20 protein-coding genes are annotated in these 21,909 nt (G+C 64.9%); 7 read left to right on the plus strand and 13 right to left on the minus strand.

Features of this window, described 5'->3' with window-relative positions; all coding sequences use genetic code 11:
- Positions 1-50 precede the first annotated feature (50 nt).
- Positions 51-332 carry an HU family DNA-binding protein gene (locus H618_RS0111425; RefSeq protein ID WP_028695195.1) on the plus strand — a complete coding sequence of 94 codons (282 nt, stop codon included), beginning with the start codon at positions 51-53 and terminating at the stop codon, positions 330-332.
- Positions 333-379: 47 nt separating this feature from the next.
- Here H618_RS0111425 and rlmF read toward each other — a convergent pair whose 3' ends face one another.
- From rlmF to H618_RS0111470, 9 genes are all read right to left on the minus strand, one after another.
- Positions 380-1,333, minus strand: a complete 954-nt coding sequence (gene rlmF / locus H618_RS0111430) for a 23S rRNA (adenine(1618)-N(6))-methyltransferase RlmF (RefSeq protein ID WP_028695196.1) — start codon at positions 1,331-1,333, stop codon at positions 380-382.
- A 61-nt stretch (positions 1,334-1,394) separates the two neighbouring features.
- A complete protein-coding gene (locus H618_RS0111435; RefSeq protein WP_028695197.1) occupies positions 1,395-4,241 on the minus strand; it encodes a valine--tRNA ligase in 2,847 nt (948 codons plus the stop codon).
- A 116-nt stretch (positions 4,242-4,357) separates the two neighbouring features.
- Positions 4,358-5,455 carry a DUF1513 domain-containing protein gene (locus H618_RS0111440; protein WP_028695198.1) on the minus strand — a complete coding sequence of 366 codons (1,098 nt, stop codon included), beginning with the start codon at positions 5,453-5,455 and terminating at the stop codon, positions 4,358-4,360.
- A gap of 1 nt (position 5,456) precedes the next feature.
- A complete protein-coding gene (locus tag H618_RS0111445; RefSeq protein WP_028695199.1) occupies positions 5,457-6,521 on the minus strand; it encodes an imelysin family protein in 1,065 nt (354 codons plus the stop codon).
- Positions 6,522-6,540: 19 nt separating this feature from the next.
- Complete coding sequence (locus H618_RS0111450; RefSeq protein ID WP_028695200.1) at positions 6,541-7,965, minus strand: di-heme oxidoreductase family protein; 1,425 nt, start codon at positions 7,963-7,965, stop codon at positions 6,541-6,543.
- Positions 7,966-8,336: 371 nt separating this feature from the next.
- Entirely contained in the window at positions 8,337-9,674 is a 1,338-nt protein-coding gene (locus tag H618_RS0111455; protein WP_028695201.1) for an imelysin family protein, read from the minus strand.
- 124 nt (positions 9,675-9,798) lie between these two features.
- Positions 9,799-11,850 carry a putative bifunctional diguanylate cyclase/phosphodiesterase gene (locus H618_RS0111460; RefSeq protein ID WP_028695202.1) on the minus strand — a complete coding sequence of 684 codons (2,052 nt, stop codon included), beginning with the start codon at positions 11,848-11,850 and terminating at the stop codon, positions 9,799-9,801.
- Positions 11,851-12,120: 270 nt separating this feature from the next.
- Positions 12,121-12,717, minus strand: a complete 597-nt coding sequence (locus H618_RS0111465) for a superoxide dismutase (protein ID WP_028695203.1) — start codon at positions 12,715-12,717, stop codon at positions 12,121-12,123.
- 192 nt (positions 12,718-12,909) lie between these two features.
- On the minus strand, positions 12,910-13,509 hold the full coding sequence (locus H618_RS0111470; protein ID WP_028695204.1) for a LysE/ArgO family amino acid transporter: 600 nt from the start codon (positions 13,507-13,509) through the stop codon (positions 12,910-12,912).
- A 129-nt stretch (positions 13,510-13,638) separates the two neighbouring features.
- On the opposite strand from H618_RS0111470, the gene H618_RS0111475 reads away from it, so the two are divergent.
- From H618_RS0111475 to H618_RS0111485, 3 genes are all read left to right on the plus strand, one after another.
- Positions 13,639-14,529: a LysR family transcriptional regulator ArgP gene (locus H618_RS0111475; protein ID WP_028695205.1), complete on the plus strand. Its 891-nt coding sequence runs from the start codon at positions 13,639-13,641 to the stop codon at positions 14,527-14,529.
- 49 nt (positions 14,530-14,578) lie between these two features.
- Positions 14,579-15,574 carry an NAD-dependent epimerase/dehydratase family protein gene (locus tag H618_RS0111480; RefSeq protein WP_028695206.1) on the plus strand — a complete coding sequence of 332 codons (996 nt, stop codon included), beginning with the start codon at positions 14,579-14,581 and terminating at the stop codon, positions 15,572-15,574.
- 96 nt (positions 15,575-15,670) lie between these two features.
- Positions 15,671-16,492, plus strand: a complete 822-nt coding sequence (locus H618_RS0111485) for a hypothetical protein (protein ID WP_028695207.1) — start codon at positions 15,671-15,673, stop codon at positions 16,490-16,492.
- Between the two features lie 130 nt (positions 16,493-16,622).
- On the opposite strand, the gene H618_RS0111490 is transcribed toward H618_RS0111485, so the two are convergent.
- Together H618_RS0111490 and H618_RS0111495 are read right to left on the minus strand one after the other, a co-directional pair.
- Entirely contained in the window at positions 16,623-17,672 is a 1,050-nt protein-coding gene (locus H618_RS0111490) for an alkene reductase (protein WP_028695208.1), read from the minus strand.
- 40 nt (positions 17,673-17,712) lie between these two features.
- Positions 17,713-18,015 (minus strand): ArsR/SmtB family transcription factor, encoded by a 303-nt coding sequence (locus tag H618_RS0111495; RefSeq protein ID WP_028695209.1) that lies wholly within the window; start codon positions 18,013-18,015, stop codon positions 17,713-17,715.
- A gap of 141 nt (positions 18,016-18,156) precedes the next feature.
- Between H618_RS0111495 and H618_RS0111500 the strand changes: the two genes are divergently transcribed.
- Positions 18,157-18,735 (plus strand): acyl carrier protein phosphodiesterase, encoded by a 579-nt coding sequence (locus H618_RS0111500; RefSeq protein WP_028695210.1) that lies wholly within the window; start codon positions 18,157-18,159, stop codon positions 18,733-18,735.
- 6 nt (positions 18,736-18,741) lie between these two features.
- Here the strand turns inward: H618_RS0111500 and H618_RS0111505 are convergent, their stop codons facing one another.
- Together H618_RS0111505 and olsB are read right to left on the minus strand one after the other, a co-directional pair.
- Complete coding sequence (locus H618_RS0111505) at positions 18,742-19,530, minus strand: lysophospholipid acyltransferase family protein (protein WP_028695211.1); 789 nt, start codon at positions 19,528-19,530, stop codon at positions 18,742-18,744.
- Positions 19,530-20,285, minus strand: coding sequence for an L-ornithine N(alpha)-acyltransferase (gene olsB, locus H618_RS0111510; protein WP_028695212.1), 756 nt, complete (start codon positions 20,283-20,285; stop codon positions 19,530-19,532). The genes H618_RS0111505 and olsB overlap by 1 nt, the downstream gene beginning before the upstream one ends.
- Positions 20,286-20,480: 195 nt before the next feature.
- Between olsB and H618_RS0111515 the strand changes: the two genes are divergently transcribed.
- Both H618_RS0111515 and H618_RS0111520 read left to right on the plus strand, forming a co-directional pair.
- Positions 20,481-21,575: a serine hydrolase domain-containing protein gene (locus H618_RS0111515; protein ID WP_028695213.1), complete on the plus strand. Its 1,095-nt coding sequence runs from the start codon at positions 20,481-20,483 to the stop codon at positions 21,573-21,575.
- Positions 21,572-21,880 carry a hypothetical protein gene (locus H618_RS0111520; protein WP_028695214.1) on the plus strand — a complete coding sequence of 103 codons (309 nt, stop codon included), beginning with the start codon at positions 21,572-21,574 and terminating at the stop codon, positions 21,878-21,880. The genes H618_RS0111515 and H618_RS0111520 overlap by 4 nt, the downstream gene beginning before the upstream one ends.
- Positions 21,881-21,909: the final 29 nt, after the last annotated feature.

The following is a 21,909-nucleotide window of genomic DNA, read 5'->3' on the forward strand; positions in this document are numbered from 1 at the left end:
CGATCCGGCACGTTGCTTAATCACTGATTTGATAGGGAAGGAACATCACCATGGCTTTGACCAAAGACCAACTGATTGCTGATATCGCCGAAGCTGTCGATGCGCCGAAGACCACCGCCAAGCACGCTCTGGAGCAACTGGGCCAGATCGTTGCCGACCAACTGGAAAACGGCGCTGAAATCACCCTGCCAGGCATCGGCAAGCTGAAAGTCTCTGAGCGTCCTGCCCGTACCGGCCGCAACCCTTCGACTGGCGCTGCCATCGAAATCGCTGCCAAGAAAGTCGTCAAGTTCGTACCTGCCAAGGTTCTGACCGACTCCATCAACAAGTAATTGTCGATGCGTTGAAAGCCGCGTCCGCTTGCCGGACGCGGCTTTTTTCATGGCTGCGATTTACCGCGGGCATGCCAGGCGCGACGCGCTGCCAGGTCATGGAAGCTCCAGGCCACCATGCGGCTGCGTTTTTGCCCCTGGCCCATTTCCACCACCTGCCGCGCGGCGACCCCGGCCTTGTCCAGCGCTGCCTCGATGCCGGGCAGGTTGCTGGCCTTGGACACCAGGCTGGTGAACCACAACACCTGCCCGGCGCAGGCCACGCTCTCGGCGATCAGCTGGCTGACGAAGCGAATCTCGCCGCCGCTGCACCACAGTTCATTGTTCTGCCCGCCGAAGTTCAGCACCGGCAGGCGACGCTTGGGGTCTTGCTTGCCGAGGCTTTTCCACTTGCGCGAGCTGCCGCGGGTGGCCTCTTCCCGCGAGCTGTGGAAGGGGGGGTTGCACAGGGTGAGGTCGAAGCGCTCGTCCGCTTGCAGCAAGCCGCTGAGGATCGCGGTGGGGTTGCCTTGCTGGCGCAGGCCGATGGCTTTGCCCAGGCCGTTGGCCTGAACGATGGCCTTGGCCGAGGCGAGGGCGACGGCATCGATGTCCGAGCCGACGAAGCGCCAGCGGTAATCGCTGTGGCCCAGCAGCGGATAGATGCAGTTGGCGCCGACGCCGATGTCCAGCACGCGCACCTGGGCGCCGCGCGGAATCTGGCCACCGGCATCCTCGCCGAGCAGGTCGGCCAGGACATGGATGTAGTCGGCCCGGCCCGGAATGGGCGGACACAGGTAATCGGGCGGAATGTCCCAATGGACGATGCCGTACTGCGCCTTGAGCAGGGCGCGGTTGAACACCCGCACGGCTTCAGGGTTGGCGAAGTCGATGCTGGGTTTGCCGTGGGGATTGGTGAGGGTGAAGCGGCCCAGCTCGGGATGCGCCTTGATCAGCGCGGGGAAGTCGTAGCGGCCCTGATGGCGGTTGCGCGGATGCAGGGTAGGTTTGTTCTCGGTCATTGCGGGTCCGGGTTGTGGACTGTCCGCCCCTGCACAGCCAGCAGGGGCGGACGAGGCCAGATTACAGCGCAGCGATGCGTGCGTGCTGCTCGGTGAAGTTGGCCAGGGCCTGTTCGGCCTCGGCCAGCTTGGCCCGTTCCTTGTCGATCACCGCAGGCGGCGCCTTGTCGACGAAGGCCGCGTTGGACAGCTTGCCGCCCACCCGCTGCACTTCGCCTTGCAGGCGCTGGATTTCCTTGTTCAGGCGCGCCAGTTCGGCATCCTTGTCGATCAGCCCGGCCATCGGCACCAGCACTTGCAGATCGCCCACCAGTGCGGTGGCCGACAGCGGCGCCTCTTCGGCCTCAGCGAGCACGGTGAAGGACTCGACCTTGGCCAGCTTCTTCAGCAGCGCTTCGTTTTCCTGCAGGCGGCGCTGGTCTTCGGCGCTGGCATTCTTGAGGAACAGCGGCAGTGGCTTGCCAGGACCGATGTTCATCTCGGCGCGGATGTTGCGCAGGCCGACCATCAGCTCCTTGAGCCACTCGATGTCGCCCTCGGCAGCGCTGTCGATGCGCGCCTCGACCGCCACCGGCCATGGCTGCAGCATGATGGTCTTGCCGTCGATGCCCGCCAGCGGCGCGATACGCTGCCAGATTTCCTCGGTGATGAACGGCATGAACGGATGTGCCAGGCGCAGCGCCACTTCCAGCACTCGAACCAGCGTACGGCGGGTGCCGCGGGCGCGTTCGACCGGTGCGTGCTCATCCCACAGCACTGGCTTGGACAGCTCCAGATACCAGTCGCAGTACTGGTTCCAGATGAACTCGTACAGCGCCTGGCTGGCCAGGTCGAAGCGGAACTGCTCGAGCTGACGGGTCACCTCGGCTTCGGTGCGCTGCAGCTGCGAGATGATCCAGCGGTCGGCCAGCGACAGCTCGTAGGCCTCGCCGTTCTGGCCGCAGTCCTCGCCCTTGTCCAGCACGTAGCGGGCGGCGTTCCAGATCTTGTTGCAGAAGTTGCGGTAACCCTCGACCCGGCCCATGTCGAACTTGATGTCGCGGCCGGTGGAGGCCAGCGAGCAGAAGGTGAAGCGCAGGGCGTCGGTGCCGTAGCTGGCGATGCCTTCGGGGAACTCGGCCTTGGTCTGCTTGGCGATCTTTTCCGCAAGCTTGGGCTGCAGCAGACCGCTGGTGCGTTTTTCCAGCAGCGCATCGAGGGTGATGCCGTCGACGATGTCCAGCGGGTCAAGCACGTTGCCCTTGGACTTGGACATCTTCTGTCCCTGGCCATCGCGCACCAGGCCGTGTACGTACACGGTCTTGAACGGCACCTGCGGGGTGCCATCCTCGTTCTTGACCAGGTGCATGGTCAGCATGATCATCCGGGCGACCCAGAAGAAGATGATGTCGAAGCCGGTGACCAGTACGTCGGTGGAGTGGAATTTCTTCAGGAATTCGGTCTGCTGCGGCCAGCCGAGGGTGGAGAAGGTCCACAGCCCCGAGCTGAACCAGGTGTCGAGCACGTCGTCGTCCTGGCGCAGCGCGACGTCATCGCCCAGACCATGCTTGGCGCGTACTTCGGCCTCGTTGCGACCGACATAGACACGACCCGAAGCGTCGTACCAGGCCGGAATGCGGTGGCCCCACCACAGCTGACGGCTGATGCACCAGTCCTGGATGTCGCGCATCCACGAGAAGTACATGTTCTCGTACTGCTTGGGCACGAATTCGATACGGCCGTCTTCCACCGCAGCGATGGCGGGCTCGGCCAGGGGTTTGGTCGACACGTACCACTGGTCGGTCAGCCATGGCTCGATGACGGTGCCGGAACGGTCGCCCTTGGGCACCTTCAGGGCATGGTCATCGATGCTCACCAGCAGGCCCAGGGCGTCGAGGTCGGCGACCACTTGCTTGCGCGCGACGAAGCGGTCGAGGCCGGCGTACTGCGCGGGCAGGGCGGTGTCGACCTGCTCGTTGAGGCTGCCGTCGAGGTTGAAGGCTTGTGCGGCGCCGAGCACGCAGGCGTTCTTGTCGAAGATGTTGAGCAGCGGCAGGTTGTGACGCTTGCCCACTTCATAGTCGTTGAAGTCGTGCGCCGGGGTGATCTTCACGCAGCCGGTGCCGAACTCCGGGTCGCAGTAGTCGTCGGCGACGATCGGAATGCGCCGGCCCACCAGCGGCAGGTCGACGAAGCTGCCGATCAGCGCCTGGTAGCGCTCGTCGTTGGGGTTGACCGCAACCGCGGCATCGCCCAGCAGGGTTTCCGGACGGGTGGTGGCGACCACCAGGTAAGCCTCGCCATCGGCGGTGGTGGCGCCGTCAGCCAATGGGTAGCGCAGGTTCCACAGGTGACCGCGCTCGTCATGGCTTTCCACTTCCAGGTCGGAAATGGCCGTGTGCAGCTTGGTGTCCCAGTTGACCAGGCGCTTGCCGCGGTAGATCAGGCCATCTTCGTGCAGGCGCACGAAGGCTTCCTTGACCGCATCGGACAGGCCGTCGTCCATGGTGAAGCGCTCGCGGGTCCAGTCCACCGACGAGCCCAGGCGGCGGATCTGCCGGCTGATGTTGCCGCCGGACTGTTCTTTCCATTCCCAGATCTTTTCCAGGAACGGCTCGCGGCCCAGATCGTGACGGTTCTGCCCCTTGGCTTCGAGCTGACGCTCGACCAGCATCTGCGTGGCGATACCGGCGTGGTCGGTGCCCGGTTGCCAAAGGGTGTCGCGCCCCTGCATGCGACGGAAGCGGATCAACGCATCCATGATGGCGTTGTTGAAGCCGTGACCCATGTGCAGGCTGCCGGTGACGTTCGGCGGCGGGATCATGATGGTGTACGACTCACCTGCACCTTGTGGGGCGAAGTAGTTTTCGGCCTCCCAGGTGGTGTACCAGGAAGTTTCGATGGCGTGCGGCTGGTAGGTCTTATCCATGCGCGGCGGGACCCTTAGGCATTAATTCGGGAAAGCCGGGAAGTATAACCAAGCTAGGCCCCGCGGCGACAGGGGCAAGCTGAGCGCCGAGCCCCGGTCATCCGCTGCAACACCGTTCAGATCAGATGCAGATGGTTGTCCCACAGCCCCGAGGGCAACTTCAGCGGCTGGCCGATCAGTTCTGCCTTGCGGCAGTCGTACAGGCGGCAGCGGCCCTGGCCGGAGGTAACGACGAAGCCATCGTTCACCGCCGCTACCCCGGCGCAGTCCGGCATCGGTGCATCCAGGCGCACCGCGCCGCTGTCCAGCTCCCAGATGAACAGACGGTTGGCCCGCGGCGCGGTCAGCGCCACCAGGCGCAGCTCGTCATGCACGGCCACACTGGCGGTGTAGTGGGCCATGCTCTGCAACTGGCTCGCGGCCACCGGGAATGCCTGGAACGGCTGTCCCGGACGCTTGATCGCCAGCAGCTCCGGAGTGTCTTCGGCGGCGCCCATATACTGCTGACAGGCGAGCACCGTGCCGTCTCGGGCAATGGCCAGGTGGCGCACGCTGTTCATCTGCTGGCTGAGGGTTTCCTGGCTGAGCAGGGTGCCGTCGCGCTGCATCAGCACCAGGCTTGGCTGCATGGCGTCGAGGTTCATCTCGACGCGGCTTTCGGCCTCGGTGCGGATGCCGCCGTTGGCCACCACCAGGGTTTCGCCATCGGGCAGCCAGGCCAGTTCATGGGGGCCGATGCCGTGGGTGGGAATCTCGCCGGTGTAGTGCAATCGGTCGCCTTCGAAGCGGTACACCCCGAGCACGCCACGACCGGGGTCGGTGGTGTCGTTCTCGGTGGCGTACAACCATTCGCCGTCCTTGTGCAGAACGGCGTGGCCGTAGAAGTGCCGGTTGGGCTGCGAGGTGAGGGTCTGCAGCAGGCGGCCATCGCGCAGGTCGATCAGGTAGCTCTCGGTGCCCGGGCGGCGGGCGACGAACAGTGCCAGCGGCTTGCTCGGGTGATTGACGATGGCGTGGCAGCGCTGGTTCACCGCAGTGGCGAACACCTCGCTGCCGTCGAGCCGATAGCCGACGGCGTAGTGTTTGCCGTCGCTGTCGTCTCGCGCCGAGAGCAGCAGCGGGGTGCTGCCGGCGTTGCGCGCCAGGCTCCAGCCACCCAGGTTCAGGGCGCTGAGCAGGGCGCTACCGAGTTTCAGGGCCTGGCGTCGCAGCATGTCAGTCACCGTCGTTGGCGTTGAAGCCCAGTTGAATGTTCAAGGCCTTGGCCAGTTCGCCTTCGTGCAGACGGTGGACGACGTTGAGGCTGTCGTAGATCTGGTTCAGACGCTGTTTGCCGGCATCGTCGGCCAGCAGTTCGCCGAGGGTCTGCTGGTTGTCTTCGAGCAGCTTGATCGAGGTGGCGTAGGCGTCGTCGATCTTCTGCGCCAGGGCTTCCTGGTCTTTGCCGAGCAGGCCGCGCAGGCCTTTGTTGTCGACCCCGAGCCAGACCGCCTGGGCCGCCTTGAGGCTGGCCTCGAGGCTTTTCATCGAGCTGTGGCTGCGCCAGGCTTCGGCTTGCAGTGGCTGGGCGATGCCCTTGCTCTGACGGCCCATCGGTGCGCCGAGTTTTTTCTTCAGGGTATCCAGGGCGGTGACCTGGGCACGCAGCAGGTCGGCGATCGCCTCGTGGGAGTCGGCGTAGCGCTGGTTGGGGAACTTGGTCATCTGCGAGAGCATGCCGTCGGTGCTGTTCCAGCCCTTGAGGATCTCTTCGGCCAGGGCCTTCTGGTGCTCGGCGATGGCCACCAGCAGCGGGCAGTAACGGGCTTTCTGCTCGTCAGTGGCGATATCCGGCTTGCTGTCGAAGAGGATGTACTCGTAGGCCGACAGGCCGCGCACCACGACGCTGGATTTGCCCAGGGTCTGCGCATCGACGGGTTTGTCACCATTGACCAACTGCTCGACCTGACGGCCGACCAGGTTCTTCTTGTCGGGCCAGAACTGCACTTGCCAGGGGCGGTTGCCCTCGGCCAGCGGACCGACCAGCAGCGGCTGCAGCTCAGACCAGGCCTTGTGCGCGTTGAGGTAGTCGGCGCGGGCTTTTTCCAGCGATTCCTTGCCCTCGCAGAAGGCCAGGGCGCTGGCGGCCAGCTGCTTGTCGGCTTCGACCCAGCGGCTGTAGGTGGGCAGGATCACTTGCTTGGCGATGGCGGCCGAGGTGACTGCTTGCGGGTCCTGCGGCGAGCAGGCGCCGAGGGCGAGTGCGGCGAGGCTGGTGAACAACAGTTTGGGTCGGAACATGCCCGGCTCCTTGCGCGTTTTAAAGTGAGTTCAGGAACGCCAGCAGCGCGGCGCGCTGCTCGGCATCGAAGGTCAGCACATGCTGGCGGGCTTTTTCTGCCTCGCCGCCGTGCCAGAGCACGGCCTCGAGCAGCGTGCGGGCACGGCCATCATGGAGAAACTGAGTGTGGCCACTGACGTTCTGGGTCAGGCCGATGCCCCACAGCGGCGGGGTGCGCCAGTCTTGCCCGCCTGCGGCGAACTCGCTGCGGTTGTCGGCAAGGCCTGGGCCCATGTCATGCAATAGCAGGTCACTGTAGGGGCGAATCACCTGGCCGGCCAGTTCCGGCTCGGCGGCATCGCCGGCCGTGGTGAACTGCGGGGTATGGCAGCCCTGGCAGCCGGCCTGGAAGAACAGGTTCTTGCCGGCCAGCACTTGGGCATCGCCGACGTTACGTCGCGCCGGCACGCCGAGGTTGCGGGTGTAGAACGTCACCAGGCGCAGGATGTTGTCGCTGACTTCCTTCTCGCCGTTTTCGCCGTCGCCATTGGGCGCGGCGCGGCAGTCGGTCTGCGCTGCAGTGCAGTCGTCGACCGGCTGCAAGGTGGTGGTCAGGCCCATGTCGCCTGCGAAGGCGTGCACGTTCTGCTGATTGACATTGGGCTGGCCGGCCTTCCAGCCGAAGCGCCCGAGCACGGTTTTCTGCTGGGCCTGATCCCACACAAGGTTCGGCCGGCCGCGAATGCCATCGCCGTTGCGGTCATCCGGGTCGGCGTTGGCGAGGATGTCCTTCTCGGCAATCGCCTCGAGCAAACCCAGGCCGATCATCGGCGGCGCAATGCGCGCCGAGAAGCGCGTGTCCGGGTGCATCGGGCCATAGCCGAGCTGGGTGATCTGCAACTGCGGCTGGCGCAACTCAACGCTGTGGCCGTCGGCGAAGTTCACCGTGTGCGTGGTGTACGCGACCCGCACCTTGCCCTCGGGGCGCACGCCGGGAATGGCCATGTCCTGCAACTGCGTGCCATACACCGGCTCCGGCACCACACCCAGGCGCTTGATTTCTTCCACGTAGGCCGGCTGGTCAGGGATCGACAGGCGCACCAGCATCGACACGGCGTTGCTGGCGTCAGGCTCGGGTGGATGGCCACGACCGTCACGGATGTGGCAGTTGATACAGGCGTTGGTGTTGAACAACGGCCCCAGCCCATCGCGCGCCGTGGTGGTGGAGGGGGCGATCACCCACGGGTTGCGGAAAAAGCTGTTGCCCACCGCAAAATCCAGACGCCGCTCGTGGGAAAGGTTCGCCGCCGGCAGAGAAAACGCATTTCGATCGCCACGCTTGACCGTCGTCTCACCCCCCGACAACGCTTCGCCCGGCTCGGCCTCAGTGAAACGCGGCGGCGCGTCATCACAGGCAGCCAGGGCAGCGGCCAGCAGTAGGGGGGAGAGACGAAGCAGAGACATCCACGGTCCTGGACTTGAGCTTAAAATCGGCGAGCAAGCTTAGCAGGCTGTAGATATTTGAATAAGAGCAATTTGCAATTGGCGGATGAAACTGGTGTTAGGTGCAAGAGCGTCTTCAGTTGCGATGGGCGGCAAAGCCGGCCCAACCCAGCCGACTGAGATGTGCCTGTTAGCCCTCTTTCGCGCATGTCGGGCCGGCTTTGCCGTCCATCGCGGCTTGCGCCGCTCCTACACCCAGCCAGCCCGGTCACCGCTTCGGCATCGCTGGCGCTGGCCCATGAGGTCTGGTCCATAGCGGCCTGCTCAATCGAAGAAAACGCTCATAAAAAAAGCGGCCCGAAAGCCGCTTCTTCCAGCACCTCAACCGCGGATCAGAACTCGTGATCAGCCGTATCCGGGTTCAGGTTGGTGATGCCCAGCTTGCCTGCAGCCTGCTCGATGGCGCCGGTCTGTTTGACCAGGGCAGCGATGGCGTCGCGCACGATCTGGTTGCCGGCGGTGTTGTCGGCGGCGATCAGTTGGTCGTAGTGCTCGCCTTTCTCGGCGTGATCGACGATCACCTGAATCTTCGCTTCGGTGGCTTGCAGGTCGGCCTTGAGGGTGTTGTCGGTAGCAGGGTCGACCTTGGCCACCAGCGAGGACAGGCTCGGGCCGGTCAGCTTGCTGCCGTCGGTGCGGGTGTATTCGCCGAGGTAGACGTTGCGAATGCCCTTGGCGTCGTAGAAGTGCGACCAGTGGGTGTTGTCGCTGAAGCAATCGTGCTCGTCTTCCGGCGAGTTGGCTTCCAGCGAAACCTTCATGCGCTCGCCAGCCAGTTCACCCAGCGACAGGCTGCCCATGCCGAACAGCATCTTGCGCAGGCCGTCGTTGACCGGCTCGCCTTCGAGGGTGGCGCGGTAGTTGTCGGAGACGTTCGGTGCCCAGTTGCCGACCATTTCTTCGAGGTCGGTGACCAGCAGGTCGGTGACCGCTTTCAAGTAGGTGCGGCGACGGTCGTTGTGCCCGCCGGTGGCGCCTTCGCCTTCCAGGTAGTCGGAAGCAGGGCGGTTGCCCGCGCCTGGACCGGTGCCGTTGAGGTCCTGGCCCCAGAGGAGGAATTCGATGGCGTGGTAGCCGGTGGCGACGTTGGCCTCGGAACCGCCCAGCTCGTTGAGGCTGGCGAGTTTTTCCGGGGTGATGTCCTTGACGTCGATCTTGTCTTCGCCGACCTGGATTTCGGTGTTGGCGATGATGTTGGCGCTGGCTGCCGGGTTGCCCAGGGCGTGCTCGTAGCTGGAATCGACGTAGTCGATCAGGCCTTCGTCCAGCGGCCAGGCGTTCACCTGACCTTCCCAGTCGTCGATGATGGTGTTGCCGAAGCGGAACGCTTCGCTCTGCAGGTAGGGAACGCGCGAGGCGACCCAGGCGTCACGGGCAGCCTTCAGAGTTTGATCGTTGGGCGAGGCGAGGAACGCGTCGATGGCGCCCTGCAGGGTTTTCGCGGTGCTCAGCGAGTCGCTGTAGACGGCATGGACCATGTCCGCGTAGTGCTTGACCACCGCCTTGGCGGCCGCTTCGTCGACCGCGCCGGGGGCGGTGGCGGTGCTGCTGGCGGCAGCAGGGGCCTGGGCTTGAGGTGCGGCGGCCTTGTCGTCCTTGCTTTCACCGCAACCGGCCAAGGCAATGGCAATGGCCAACAGACTGGCGGAGGCCAGAGGCATACGAATCATTATTGGTTTCCTGCGTCGTGGGTTGGACTGGTGTGCCGGAGCACGCGAAAACGCAACATCATGCGAAAGATTTGCATTCGCTGTAAAGGGGCGGCATGTAATTGCTGGTAATGGCACCGTGCGCTCAGTGCAGCGCTTCGCTGTTGCGCTGCGCCTGGCGCAGGAAGGCCGTCAGCTCGCGGGCGGGCAGCGGCTTGCTGTAGTGGTAGCCCTGACCCTCATGACAGCCCTGGGCGATGATGTAGGCCTCCTGCTCGGCGCTTTCCACACCTTCGGCGATGACCTGCATGCCCAGGCTCTTGCCCAGCTGGATGATCGCCCGAACGATGGTCGCATCGTCGTCATCGTCGAGCAGATCCTGGACGAAACTCTTGTCGATCTTGATCTTGTCCAGCGGCAGCGACTTGAGGTAGCTGAGCGACGAATAGCCGGTACCGAAGTCGTCGATGGCGATCATCGCCCCCGACCTGCGCAGGCTTAGCAAGTGCTGGGCGGCGGTGCTGATGTCTTCCATCAGGCCAGTCTCGGTGACTTCCAGCTCCAGGCTGCGCGGCGGCAGGCGGTAGACCTGCAGCAGGTTGTTGACCACCCGCGGCAGCTCGTTGTGGTGCAATTGCACCGTCGACAGGTTGACCGCCATGCGCAGTTGGCTGAAGCCCAGATCGTGCCATTCACGCAGTTGCTTGCAGGCCTGGTCGAGCACCCATTCACCGATGGCGATGATGCTGCCGTTCTGCTCGGCCAGCGGGATGAACTGATCGGGCGGCACCAGGCCCAGTTCGGGATGCTGCCAGCGCAGCAGCGCTTCGACGCCGACCACCTGTTTGTCGAGGTAGCTGATCTGCGGCTGGTAGACCAGGTACAACTGATTGCGCGGCAGGGCCTCGCGCAGGTCTTTTTCCATTTCGCGGCGCCGGCGCATCTCGCTGTCGACGCTGGCGATGTAGAACTGGTAGCGGTTGCGCGAGCGGGCCTTGGCCAAGGTCATGGTCTGCTCGGCCTTTTGCAGCAGTTTCTCGGTGCTGTCGCCATCTTCTGGGAACAGCGTGATGCCCACCGTGGCGCGCAGGCGAATCAGCTGGTGGTCGAGGTCGAAGGGCTGTTCCAGATCGTCGAGAATGCTCTGCGCCAGCTCCGCGGCTTCATAGGGTTGCTCGATGTTGGCCTGGACCAGGGCGAACTGATCGCCACCAAGCCGCGCCAGGGCACCGAGCCGACCACTGTGGGCGCGCAGGCGATCGGCCAGGGCCAGCAGCAGTTGGTCGCCGACCTGGTAGCTGAACTGTTCGTTGATGCCCTTGAAGTCATCCAGGCCCACGCACAGCACCGCCACGCGGTGTTGCAGGCGGCCACCATCGACCAGAATCTTGTCCAGTTGTGCTTGCAGTTGCTGGCGGTTGGGCAGGCCGGTGAGGAAGTCGTACTGAGCCATGCGTTGCAGGCTGTTTTCCGCCTCGTGGCGCAAATGGGTATTGCGCTCGATGGAGGCCAGCAACTGGTTGGCGGTGTTGACCCAGATCCCCAGTTCGTTTTTCTCGTGCCCCTTGAGCTGCGGAATCTGGTGCTGGCTGGGGCGGTCGGGGTTGATCTGGGTCAGGTGCTCGATGATCCGCGACAGCGGCTTGGTCAGCAGCCAGTGGTAGACCAGGTACAGCACCAGGCCCATGGCCAGCGCGCGCAACACGCCGGCGATGAAGATGATCACCGCATTGACCAGGAAGGTCTCGCCATAGGAGGCGGTATCGAGGGTGATGTTGAGATCGCCGTAGTATTCGCTGTAAGGGCCGCGGCCGACCAGGGGCGTGGAGAAGGTGCGTTCCTGGCCGAGAATCAGGTCGGTCAGCCAGCGCATCGACATGTCCTGCAAGGGCCGGTTCTTTTCCGCCAGCAGGGTTTCGTTGGGATGGCCGATGGAGGCCATGCGCACCGACTGGTCCTGGAACAGCCCCTCCATGACCTGCATGCCCATTTCCCGATCCAGGCTGTACACCGCCTGGGTGGAAGGGTCGCGGAACATGTCGAGGATCCGCTGGGCATCGCTGCTGACCGCCTGACGCGTCTTGTAGGCGTCATAGATGATCTGTGCACAGCTGAGGACAACGCCCACGGCCAGTGCCGAGAGCAGTACCACCCGGAGCAGCTTCACCGTCAGGCTATGCCGAAATTCCAGCTTCAAAGGGGTTTCCTTAATCCATGCGCCCGGCAGCATTCTGCCAGCAACCTGGGCAATGCACTATTGGCCTAATGCCATGCCCGTTCCAATGATCCTTGGCCGATCTACCGCACTGTATCGGTAGCGCGACGGGTGTACTTGAATGCGTCTTCAATGTCGCTAGACGCTTATAGAGTAGTGGCGTGCCGCCAGTCGGCAACTTGCCGCGCTCTGGTCATGGGCGAAAAAAAACCCGGCGTTGGCCGGGTTTCTCGTGCAAGGCGGCTGAGTTGATCAGGCCTTGAAGGCAGTGCCTTCGAACTGCTGGGCAACGAAGTCCCAGTTGACCACATTCCAGAACGCCTCGACGTATTTCGGACGCACGTTGCGGTAGTCGATGTAGTAGGCGTGCTCCCAGACGTCGCAGGTCAGCAGCGGGGTGTCGCCTGCGGTCAGCGGGCAGCCGGCGCCGATGGTGCTGGCCAGGGCCAGGGAACCGTCAGCTTTCTTCACCAGCCAGCCCCAGCCGGAGCCGAAGGTGCCGACGCTGGTCTTGGTGAACTCTTCCTTGAACTTGGCGAACGAGCCGAAGGCTGCGTTGATCGCCTCGGCCAGGGCGCCGGTGGGCTCGCCGCCGCCGTTGGGCGACAGGCATTCCCAGTAGAAGGAGTGGTTCCAGATTTGCGCAGCGTTGTTGAACACGCCGCCCGAGGAGGTCTTGATGATTTCTTCGAGGGTTTTGCCTTCGAATTCGGTGCCCGGGATCAGGTTGTTCAGGTTCACGACATAGGTGTTGTGGTGTTTGTCGTGGTGGAACTCCAGGGTTTCCTTGGAGATGTGCGGTGCCAGGGCATCATGGGCGTAAGGCAGCGGAGGCAATTCAAAAGCCATGGTTGATTCTCCTCATTCAGGTCTGGTTTGCGGTATACGCAAGGCCGATCACGGGCGGCCCGATCGCGTCGGCGGGTCTTTACCCTTTGCGACGCAAGGGGCCGATCATAGCACCGGCCCCTACGCTTAACCACGCAACAAGTATAGGGATTAAGGGTTCCCCGGCACTTGCCTGAGCACGACCGATGGCGCTCAGCCGATGATCAATTGCGCCGCCACACTGAACATCATCAGCGCCACCATCAGATCGAGCAGGCGCCAGGTGGCCGGACGCGCCAGCCACGGCGCCAGCCAGGCCGCGCCCAGCGCCAGGGTCGAGAACCACAGCAGCGACGCGCTGGCAGCGCCGGCCACATAGGCCCCGGGCACGCTCTGCTGCGCACCGAGCGAGCCGATCAACAGCACCGTGTCGAGGTACACATGGGGGTTGAGCAAGGTCACCGCCAGCGCACTGAGCAGCACCGCGCGACGTGAGCGCGTGCCCTGGCCCTGCTGGCGTTGCAGGCTTTGCGCTGAACAGGCGCTGCGCAGTGCCTTGGCGCCATACCACAGCAGAAAGGCCGCGCCGCCCCAGCGCGCCACTGCCAGCAGGGTCGGGCTGCTGGCCAGCACCGTGGCCAGGCCGAACACGCCAGCCGCGACCAGCAGGGCATCGCAGACGATGCACAGCGCCGCCACCGGCAGATGGTGTTCGCGGCGCAGGCTTTGCGCGAGGACGAAGGCGTTCTGTGCGCCGATGGCGATGATCAGGCCCAGGGCGACCAGCATGCCGTTGAAATAGCTTTGCCACATGGCGGGGGTGTCTCCAGTCAGGCGGGCAAGCCGGTTGTAGCGGGTTGCCGGGGAAAGAATGCTGGCGAGTGTGACGAGCGGCGGGGTATAAGCAAAACAAATAAACCTGATCAGTCATTAGGAAAATCGATGTTCGACTACAAGCTGCTCGCCGCCCTGGCTGCGGTGATCGAACAGGCCGGCTTCGAGCGCGCCGCGCAGGCCCTGGGCCTGTCGCAATCGGCGGTGTCGCAGCGCATCAAGCTGCTCGAAGCGCGGGTTGGACAGCCGGTGCTGATTCGCGCCACGCCGCCGGTGCCGACCGAGGTGGGCCGGCAGTTGCTCAACCACGTGCAGCAGGTGCGCCTGCTCGAACGCGATGTACAACGCCAGGTGCCGGCACTGGATGAGCCGGGTCTGCCCGAGCGTCTGCGCATCGCGCTGAACGCCGACAGCCTGGCGACCTGGTGGGCGCAGGCGGTCGGCCCGTTCAGTGCCGAGCAACCGGTGCTGTTCGATCTGTTGGTGGAAGACCAGGACGTTGGCCTCAGGCGCATGCAAGGCGGCGAGGTGGCCGCGTGCCTGTGTAGCAGCGAGCGCCCGGTGGCCGGCGCGCGCAGCCTGGCCCTTGGGGCGATGCGCTACCGTGCGTTGGCCAGCCCAGCGTTCATGGCACGGCATTTTGCCAAGGGCTTTGTGTTGCAGCGTCTGCTGCGCACGCCCGGTATCGTCTTCGGACCGGACGATTACCTGCAGCACCGCTACCTCGCATCGCTGGGCATCGAGGAAGGTTTCCTGCACCACTTGTGCCCGTCTTCCGAGGGTTTCGTGCGCATGCTCGAAGCGGGCATGGGCTGGGGGCTGGTGCCTGAGTTGCAGGCCAGCGAGCAATTGCGCAGCGGCAGTTTGGTGGAAATCTGCACCGATACGCCCATCGATGTGCCGTTGTACTGGCATCATTGGCGCAACGGCGGGCAACTGCTCACGCAACTGACCGAACACCTGCGACGCACGGCGTCGCGATGGCTGGTGCCCTGGTAGGCGCGGGCAGCGTCAGTTGCATCTGAAATCTGGCAAGGCGGAGTCTTACATGCGAATTCTGGTCACGGGCGCGAGCGGCTTCATTGGTGGGCGCTTCGCCCGCTTCGCCCTCGATCAAGGCCTGGACGTGCGGATCAACGCCCGTCGTGGCGAGGCCGTCGAGCACCTGGTCAAGCGTGGTGCGCAGTTCATCCCGGGCGATCTGGCCGATGCCGAGCTGGCCCGGCGCCTGTGTCAGGGTATGGAAGCGGTGGTGCATTGCGCAGGCGCGGTAGGCACCTGGGGGCGCTATCAGGATTTTTACCAAGGCAATGTGGTGCTCACCGAGAACATCGTCGAAGGCTGCCTGAAGGAGCATGTGCGGCGCCTGGTGCACGTGTCGTCGGCGTCGATCTACTTCAATGGCCGCTCGCGTACCGAGATCAGCGAGCAACAGGTGCCGCGGCGCTTCCACGACCACTACGCGGCCACCCGGCATCTTGCCGAGCAGAAGGTCTTCGGCGCCGGCGAGTTTGGCCTGGAAGTGCTGGCGTTGCGTCCGCGCATGGTGGTCGGTGCAGGTGATCGCAGCCTGTTGCCGCGCTTGCTGGCGCAGCAGGCCAAGGGGCGCATGGCGATCATCGGCAATGGTCTGAACAAGGCCGATTTCACCAGCGTGCACAACCTCAACGAAGCGCTGCTCAGCGCCCTGTTCGCCGGCGACCAGGCGCTGAACCAGGCCTACAACATCAGCAACGGTCAGCCGCTGCCGCTGTGGGATGTGCTCAACTACGCGTTGCGCCAGGTGCAGATGCCGCAGGTCACGCGCTATCGATCGGCCAGCGCCGCCTACACCTGGGCCGCGCTGAACGAGGCGGCCTGCCTGCTCTGGCCCGGGCGGCCGCAGCCACGCAGCACTCGTACGGCAGTACAAACGCTCAGCCGCGACTTCACCCTCGACATCGGCCGCGCCCGGCAACTGCTCGACTACCGCCCAAGTGTGAGCCTGTGGAGTGCGCTGGATGAGTTCTGCCACTGGTGGCAGGGCCAGCGCCCACAGCCCTGAGCCGCTTTGCCCGAGGCCGCGACAGACATTCATCAGCCGGCCAGGCAAGCGGTTTATACTCTCGCCTCCCAGCTCCTACCGTGGTTGAACTTCCCCATGCGCAACGATGACCGTGACGACTTCGACAATGTACCGACCCTGCGCGCCGGTACCCGCGATGACGACGAACTGCTGCCCGCCCATGTCAGCCGCACCCGGCAGAAGGCTGCCAAGCCGGCGTCAACCGGGGCGCTGTGGGCCTTGCTCGGTGCCGCCTTCATTGCCTTGGGCGTGCTGGGCTGGTGGAGCGTGCAGCAGATTTCCCTGCTCGAACAGCAACTGGTGGCCACCCAGGAATCCTTCGCCCGCATCAGTGAAGAAGCCGCGGGGCGATTGCAGGCGATCAGCGGCAAGATGGCGGCCAGTGAGTCGAATGTCAGCACCGGCAGCGAGGCGTTGAAGTTGCAGATCCGTCAGTTGCAGGCCAGCCTCGCCGAGCAGGACAAACAGCAGCAAGGCGTTGCCGGGCAGGCCGGCGATCTGGGCAAGCGCCTGGAGCAGGTGCTGGCCGACACCCGTCAGCAACAACAGGCCGTCACTGAGTTGCAGGGCCAGTTACAGGCTCAGCTCAAGGCAGTGAACGGTGAACTGGCGGCGCTGAAGTCGGGCCAGCTCGATGGCGGCAAGCTCGAAGGGCAGGTCAAGAGCCTGAGCAGTGATGTCGCGGCGCTCAAGCAGAACAATCCGCGGGCAGCTCTAGAGAGCCTGGAACAGGACGTGCTGGTGCTCAAGAGCCAGGCCGACAAGGCCCCGGCTGCCAACACTTCGGGCGCCTCGGTGCAAGAGTTCGATGCCTTCCGTGGGCAGACAACCCGCACCCTCAATACCCTGCAAAGCCAGGTGCAGAATCTGCAACAGCAGATCAATGCGCGGCCTTGAGGGGAGCAGGGGGTTGCGGTGGGGGGGCGATGGCCGGCGTTGCCGGCCATCGCGGCTGAACCGGAGCGCCTTCAGCCGCGAATGGCCGGTCCAACCTTGGGGCTAGTTCAGTTCAACACCTTCGCAGCCTTTACAGCCGCGGATAGTCGATATAACCCTCCGCACCATGGCTGTAGAAGGTGTTGGAGTCGGCCTCGTTCAGCGGCGCGTCGTCGCGCAGTCGGGCGGGCAGGTCGGGGTTGGCGATGAACGGCACGCCGAAGGCCACGGCATCGGCGGTGCCGGCGGCGATGGCAGCGTTCGCGCTGGCCTTGTCGAAGCTTTCGTTGACGATGTAGACACCGCCGAACGCCTGCTTCAGACGCGGCGCCAGGCTGTCCGCCGCCTCATGCTCACGGGCGCAGATATAGGCGATACCGCGCTTGCCCAGCTCGGTCGCGACGTAGGTGAAGGTTTCCGCCAGGTTGGCATCACCCATGTCGTGCAGGTCGGCGCGTGGCGACAGGTGCATGCCGACACGCCCGGCGCCCCACACCTCGACCACCGCATCGGTCACTTCCAGCAGCAAGCGCGCGCGATTCTCAATCGAACCGCCATAGGCGTCGGTGCGCTGGTTGGTGCTGCTCTGCAGGAACTGATCGAGCAAGTAACCGTTCGCACCGTGGATTTCCACTCCGTCGAAGCCTGCCGCCTTGGCGTTCTCGGCGCCGGCGCGATAGGCCTCGACGATGTCGGCGATTTCTTCGGTAGCCAGTGCCCGTGGCGTCGGGTAGTCGACTTTCGGACGAACCAGGCTGACATGTCCGGCCGGCTGAATGGCACTGGGCGCCACCGGCGCTTCGCCGTTCAGGTACAGCGAGTGGGAAATGCGCCCGACGTGCCACAGCTGCAGGGCGATGCGCCCGCCGGCCTTGTGCACGGCGCTGGTGACGTTGGTCCAGCCGCGTACCTGTTCGCTGCTCCAGATGCCTGGGGTTTGTGGGTAGCCGACGCCCATGGGCGTCACCGAGGTCGCTTCGCTGAGAATCAGTCCGGCGCTGGCGCGTTGTACGTAGTACTCGGCCATCAGTGCGTTGGGCACGCGGCCTTCGTCGGCGCGGCAGCGGGTCAGCGGGGCCATGATGATGCGGTTGGGCAGCTCGAGGTCGCCCAGGGTGATTGGATCGAACAGCGTAGTCATAGGTTTACCTTAAGGGGTGGGGAATGGGTGAGGGGTACCGTCACAGTTCTTCGCTCATTTGCGCGAGGAAGGCCTGGATGGTGGCTTCGTTGCGTTGGAAAAAGTGCCATTGGCCGATCTTCTGGCTGCTCACCAGGCCGGCGCGTTGCAAGGTCGCCAGATGCGCCGACACGGTCGACTGCGACAGCCCGCAGCGCTGGTCGATCTGCCCGGCGCAGACCCCGTGCTCGGTGCTGTGGTACTGGTCGGGAAACTGCACGGCGGGGTTTTTGAGCCAGTGCAGGATGTCGCGGCGCACGGGGTGGGACAGGGCTTTGATGATTTCGTCGAGGTCGAGGGGCATGGGCTTGGCAACGCATGGCTGAATATCGGGTTGGGACGAAATATAGATCGTTGGTTTCCGATATGGAAAGACCGTATGGCGCTAGGTTCAGTTAATTTCGCTATATCGGGTTATAACGATACGCGTGCTAGACTCGCCCACATGAATTATCTGGCTCACCTACACCTGGGCGGCGATCAGCCCCAGCAACTGCTCGGCAGCCTGTATGGCGACTTCGTCAAGGGCAGTCTGGAAGGGCGTTTTCCGCCTGCCGTCGAGGCGGCCATTCGCCTGCATCGGCGCATCGACAGTTTCACCGACCAGCACCCGCTGGTGCTGACCGCGCTGGCGCGCTTTCCCCGCGAGCGTCGGCGCTTTGCCGGCATTGCCCTCGATGTGTTTTTCGATCATTGCCTGGCACGTCATTGGCGCGATTATGCCGACGCCCCGCTGGCCGACTTCACCCAGCGCTTCTACCGCGTACTGCTCGCCGAGCCGGCCTTGCCAGGGCGCCTGGCGCGCATGGCGCCATTCATGGCGGCGGATGATTGGCTGGGTAGCTATGCCGATTTCGCTGTGCTCGAGCAGGTGTACGACGGTATCGCCCGACGCCTGTCGCGGCCCGAAGGGCTGCGCGGCGTCATGGCTGAGATCGAGGCGCTGTATGAGCCGCTGCTGGAAGACTTTCGCCACTTCTACCCGCAGTTGCAGGCCTTTGCCGCGCAGGCGCAACCTGCTTGATGCAGCTCAGGCCGCCTGGGCACGCGGCGCTGGAGTGACGGCGCTGGGCGCGACGCCGAACAGCGCCAGGTACACCGCCTGCTGGGCTTGCAGCGCCAGTACCGCGCGCTCCCTGCCGCGGCTTTCGATCGGTTCGAGCAGATGAATGCGTACCTGCCCGCGAGGCAGGGCGAACAGCCGTAGCAGGTGCGACAGCAGATCGTCATCGCCGACGAAAGGCGCCAGTCGATCGGCCTTGCCGTCACGCCGGTACTCGATGGCCACCGGTTGCACCGGCGTGCCGCTGTCGATGGCGCCGGCCAGCAGGCGACCGTGGAAGGTGCGCAGCTCGCGGCCGTCGGTGGTGGTGCCCTCGGGGAAAATCAACAGCGGTTGCGCGCTGTGCAACTGCTCGGCGATCTGCCCGCGCAGGCGCTGGGCATCGCCACCGCCGCGGCGGATGAACAGGGTGCCGGCCTTTTCTGCCAACCAGCCGGCCAACGGCCAGTGGCGCACCTCGGCCTTGGACAAGAACGACAGCGGCGTGAGCATGCCCAGCAGCGGGATGTCAGTCCACGACACATGGTTGCTCAGCCACAGCATCGGCCGTTGCGGCAGCGTGCCGATCACCTCGACCTGAAACGGCAGGGCCGCCACCAGGTGCCGCATGAAGCGCCGGCTCCAGCGCTGGCGGCGCTGCAGCGAAGGCTTGAGGCCGAGGCGCTCGGCGGCGGCCATGGCACTGGCCATGCCGATGCCCAGGCCGAGCACCGCCAGCAGCCGCGCCAGGCGCGCGGTCACGCGCAGACGGCGCATCACACCGCAGCCTTGAAGTGGCGGGCGTAGCGTGGGCAGAGTTGGTCGCGTTTGAGCAGGATGAACACGTCGGCGACCTGGAAGTCTTCGTCCCAGCACGGCTCGCCGCAGATCTTCGCGCCCAGGCGCATGTAGGCCTTGAGCAGCGGCGGCAGTTCAGCGGTGACGTTGCTCGGCAAGGCCAGGTTCGGCAAAGGATTCTTCGGCTCGGCGCGCAGGTGCTGGTTGCACAGGTAGCGCTCGCGCAGGCGCTGCATCACCGCATGCGCCTGCACTCCGCCATCCTGCATGGGAATGCTGGCGCAGCCCATCAGGTAGCTGTAGTTGCCTTCGTTGAGCACCTCGGCCAGTTCGCTCCACAGCACTGCGATGGTGCCGCCGTTGCGGTAGGCCGGGTCGACGCAGGTGCGTCCCAGTTCGAGGATCGGGCCTTGCAACTGCCCAAGGCCGTGGAGGCTGAATTCTTCTTCGCTGTAGAAGCGCCCCAGGTTGTTGGCGGCCTGGTGGTCGAGCAGGCGGGTGGTGGCGACCAGCTTGCCGGTGTTGAGGTCGCGCACACCGATGTGGCGGCAATGGATGTCGTAGTCGTCCGTGTCCAGACCCTGCTCGGCGCCGTTCAGACGCGCCTGGAATTCGCTGCTGAATACGGTGTAGCGCAGCGCCTGGGCTTCCTCCAGGGCGGCGGGGCCGACCAGGCGTTCGGCGTGCAGACGGCGTTCGGTGCAGGTGTCGCCAGAGCGAGCGATCCGAGTCATTACGAGTCTCCATGTGCCAGCCTTGGAAGCGGGCAGGGCGGCTTGTTGTAGGCAAACTCAGGCTAGGCAGGGCCAATGTCACCCCCATGAAGCTTTGGTGATGCTTGCGTGACAGGCCGCGCGGCGTGCTGATGGGCGAGTTGTCATCAAGTGGCGGCATGCTGCAGAGCCATCGCACGAGCAGGAGAAGCCGGCATGCGCAGGCTGTGGCAAGGGGTTGGATTGATGCTGCTGTGCGCCTGCGCCGCGGCGCAGGAGGTGTGGCCGGTGCCGGACTGGCAGCGCGCAGACAACGCCTTGAACTGGCAGGCGCTGGATGACTATGCCTTTCCCACGCTGGCGGCATCCGGCCGGGCAGGGGTGCGCAGCGATGCGCTGCTGGTGATCCGTGACGGACGCATCCTCTATGAACGCTACCGCGCACCGACCCGTGCAACCACACCGCACCTGACCTGGTCGGTGAGCAAGAGCGTGTTGGCGACGCTGCTGGGGGTGGCTTACGGGCAGCAGCGCTTCCAGCTTGCCGACCCAGCCCTGCGCTATTACCCGGCGCTGCACCAGCACCCCGACGTTCGTTTGATCGACCTGCTGCACTGGGCCAGCGGCCTGGACTGGCAGGAAGACTACGAGTACGCCCCGCTCAACTCCTCGGTGGTCGCCATGCTCTATACCCGTGGCCGCCAGGATATGGCCGGCTACACCGCCGCGCGTCCGGCCGCGGTAGCGCCGGGCACGCGCTTTCTCTATTCCAGCGGCGACAGCAACCTGCTGGCCGCAGCCCTGCGCGGCATGCTCGCTGACCAGGACGCCGGGGACTACGCAAGGCGGGCACTGTTCGACCCGCTGGGCATCCGCAGTGCGGTTTGGGAGCGCGATGGCGCCGGCACCCTGGTGGGCTCTTCCTACCTCTACCTCAGCGCCCGTGACCTGGCGCGCATCGGCCTGTTGCTGCTGCGCGACGGGCGCTGGCAAGACCAGCAACTGCTGCCCAAGGGCTGGGTTTCTTTCAATCGCACACCGTTCGCGCCGGCCCAGGCCGCTGCCGCGCCGGGCGAGCCAATCGCCGGAGGGCACTGGTGGCTCAACCAGCCGGCTGCCGGGCGTGCTCGGCCGTGGCCGGATGCGCCGGCCGACACCTACGCGGCGCTGGGGCACTGGGGGCAGGCGCTGTACGTGGTGCCCAGCGAGCGATTGCTGATCGTGCGCTACGGCGATGATCGCGATACCAGCTACAGCCACAACGCTTTGCTGGCACGGGTGCTGGCGGTGCTGGCCGAGGAGGCGCGATGAAACGTTGGCTGCGGTTCGCGGCGCTGCTGCTGGTGGGTGGCGCTGGGCTGTGGGTGTGGAGTGCGCGTCAGGCGCTGCATGACTTTCCCGACATCCTGCCGGCGTACTCGGCCAAGGAGTACTGTTCCTGCCGCTTCGTCATGGGCTTTGACGCTGCCTATTGCCGGCGTTACGTCGAGCAGTACCTGCCGCTTGCCAGCCTGGAAGAAGACACCGCTCGGCAGTCGGTCAGCGCGCAGGGTCTGGGCCGGCGCCAGCAGGCGGCAGTGCAGGGGGCGGGCGAGGGCTGTCGCTTGCTGCCGTGAAGGCCTGCGGGTAAGGTTGGCGATCTTGT

Origin of the sequence: Pseudomonas cremoricolorata DSM 17059 = NBRC 16634, assembly GCF_000425745.1 — a bacterium.
Lineage (GTDB): Bacteria > Pseudomonadota > Gammaproteobacteria > Pseudomonadales > Pseudomonadaceae > Aquipseudomonas > Aquipseudomonas cremoricolorata.

Bases quoted from the DNA above. Each gene is read 5' to 3' on its own strand.
- H618_RS0111485 (WP_028695207.1), top strand. From the start codon at position 15,671: ATGCGCAACGATGACCGTGACGACTTCGACAATGTACCGACCCTGCGC.
- H618_RS0111480 (WP_028695206.1), top strand. From the start codon at position 14,579: ATGCGAATTCTGGTCACGGGCGCGAGCGGCTTCATTGGTGGGCGCTTC.
- H618_RS0111490 (WP_028695208.1), bottom strand. From the start codon at position 17,672: ATGACTACGCTGTTCGATCCAATCACCCTGGGCGACCTCGAGCTGCCC.
- H618_RS0111445 (WP_028695199.1), bottom strand. From the start codon at position 6,521: ATGTTCCGACCCAAACTGTTGTTCACCAGCCTCGCCGCACTCGCCCTC.
- H618_RS0111470 (WP_028695204.1), bottom strand. From the start codon at position 13,509: ATGTGGCAAAGCTATTTCAACGGCATGCTGGTCGCCCTGGGCCTGATC.
- H618_RS0111455 (WP_028695201.1), bottom strand. From the start codon at position 9,674: ATGATTCGTATGCCTCTGGCCTCCGCCAGTCTGTTGGCCATTGCCATT.
- H618_RS0111495 (WP_028695209.1), bottom strand. From the start codon at position 18,015: ATGCCCCTCGACCTCGACGAAATCATCAAAGCCCTGTCCCACCCCGTG.
- H618_RS0111500 (WP_028695210.1), top strand. From the start codon at position 18,157: ATGAATTATCTGGCTCACCTACACCTGGGCGGCGATCAGCCCCAGCAA.
- H618_RS0111425 (WP_028695195.1), top strand. From the start codon at position 51: ATGGCTTTGACCAAAGACCAACTGATTGCTGATATCGCCGAAGCTGTC.
- rlmF (WP_028695196.1), bottom strand. From the start codon at position 1,333: ATGACCGAGAACAAACCTACCCTGCATCCGCGCAACCGCCATCAGGGC.
- H618_RS0111465 (WP_028695203.1), bottom strand. From the start codon at position 12,717: ATGGCTTTTGAATTGCCTCCGCTGCCTTACGCCCATGATGCCCTGGCA.
- H618_RS0111520 (WP_028695214.1), top strand. From the start codon at position 21,572: ATGAAACGTTGGCTGCGGTTCGCGGCGCTGCTGCTGGTGGGTGGCGCT.
- H618_RS0111505 (WP_028695211.1), bottom strand. From the start codon at position 19,530: ATGCGCCGTCTGCGCGTGACCGCGCGCCTGGCGCGGCTGCTGGCGGTG.
- H618_RS0111515 (WP_028695213.1), top strand. From the start codon at position 20,481: ATGCGCAGGCTGTGGCAAGGGGTTGGATTGATGCTGCTGTGCGCCTGC.
- H618_RS0111435 (WP_028695197.1), bottom strand. From the start codon at position 4,241: ATGGATAAGACCTACCAGCCGCACGCCATCGAAACTTCCTGGTACACC.
- H618_RS0111440 (WP_028695198.1), bottom strand. From the start codon at position 5,455: ATGCTGCGACGCCAGGCCCTGAAACTCGGTAGCGCCCTGCTCAGCGCC.
- olsB (WP_028695212.1), bottom strand. From the start codon at position 20,285: ATGACTCGGATCGCTCGCTCTGGCGACACCTGCACCGAACGCCGTCTG.
- H618_RS0111475 (WP_028695205.1), top strand. From the start codon at position 13,639: ATGTTCGACTACAAGCTGCTCGCCGCCCTGGCTGCGGTGATCGAACAG.
- H618_RS0111450 (WP_028695200.1), bottom strand. From the start codon at position 7,965: ATGTCTCTGCTTCGTCTCTCCCCCCTACTGCTGGCCGCTGCCCTGGCT.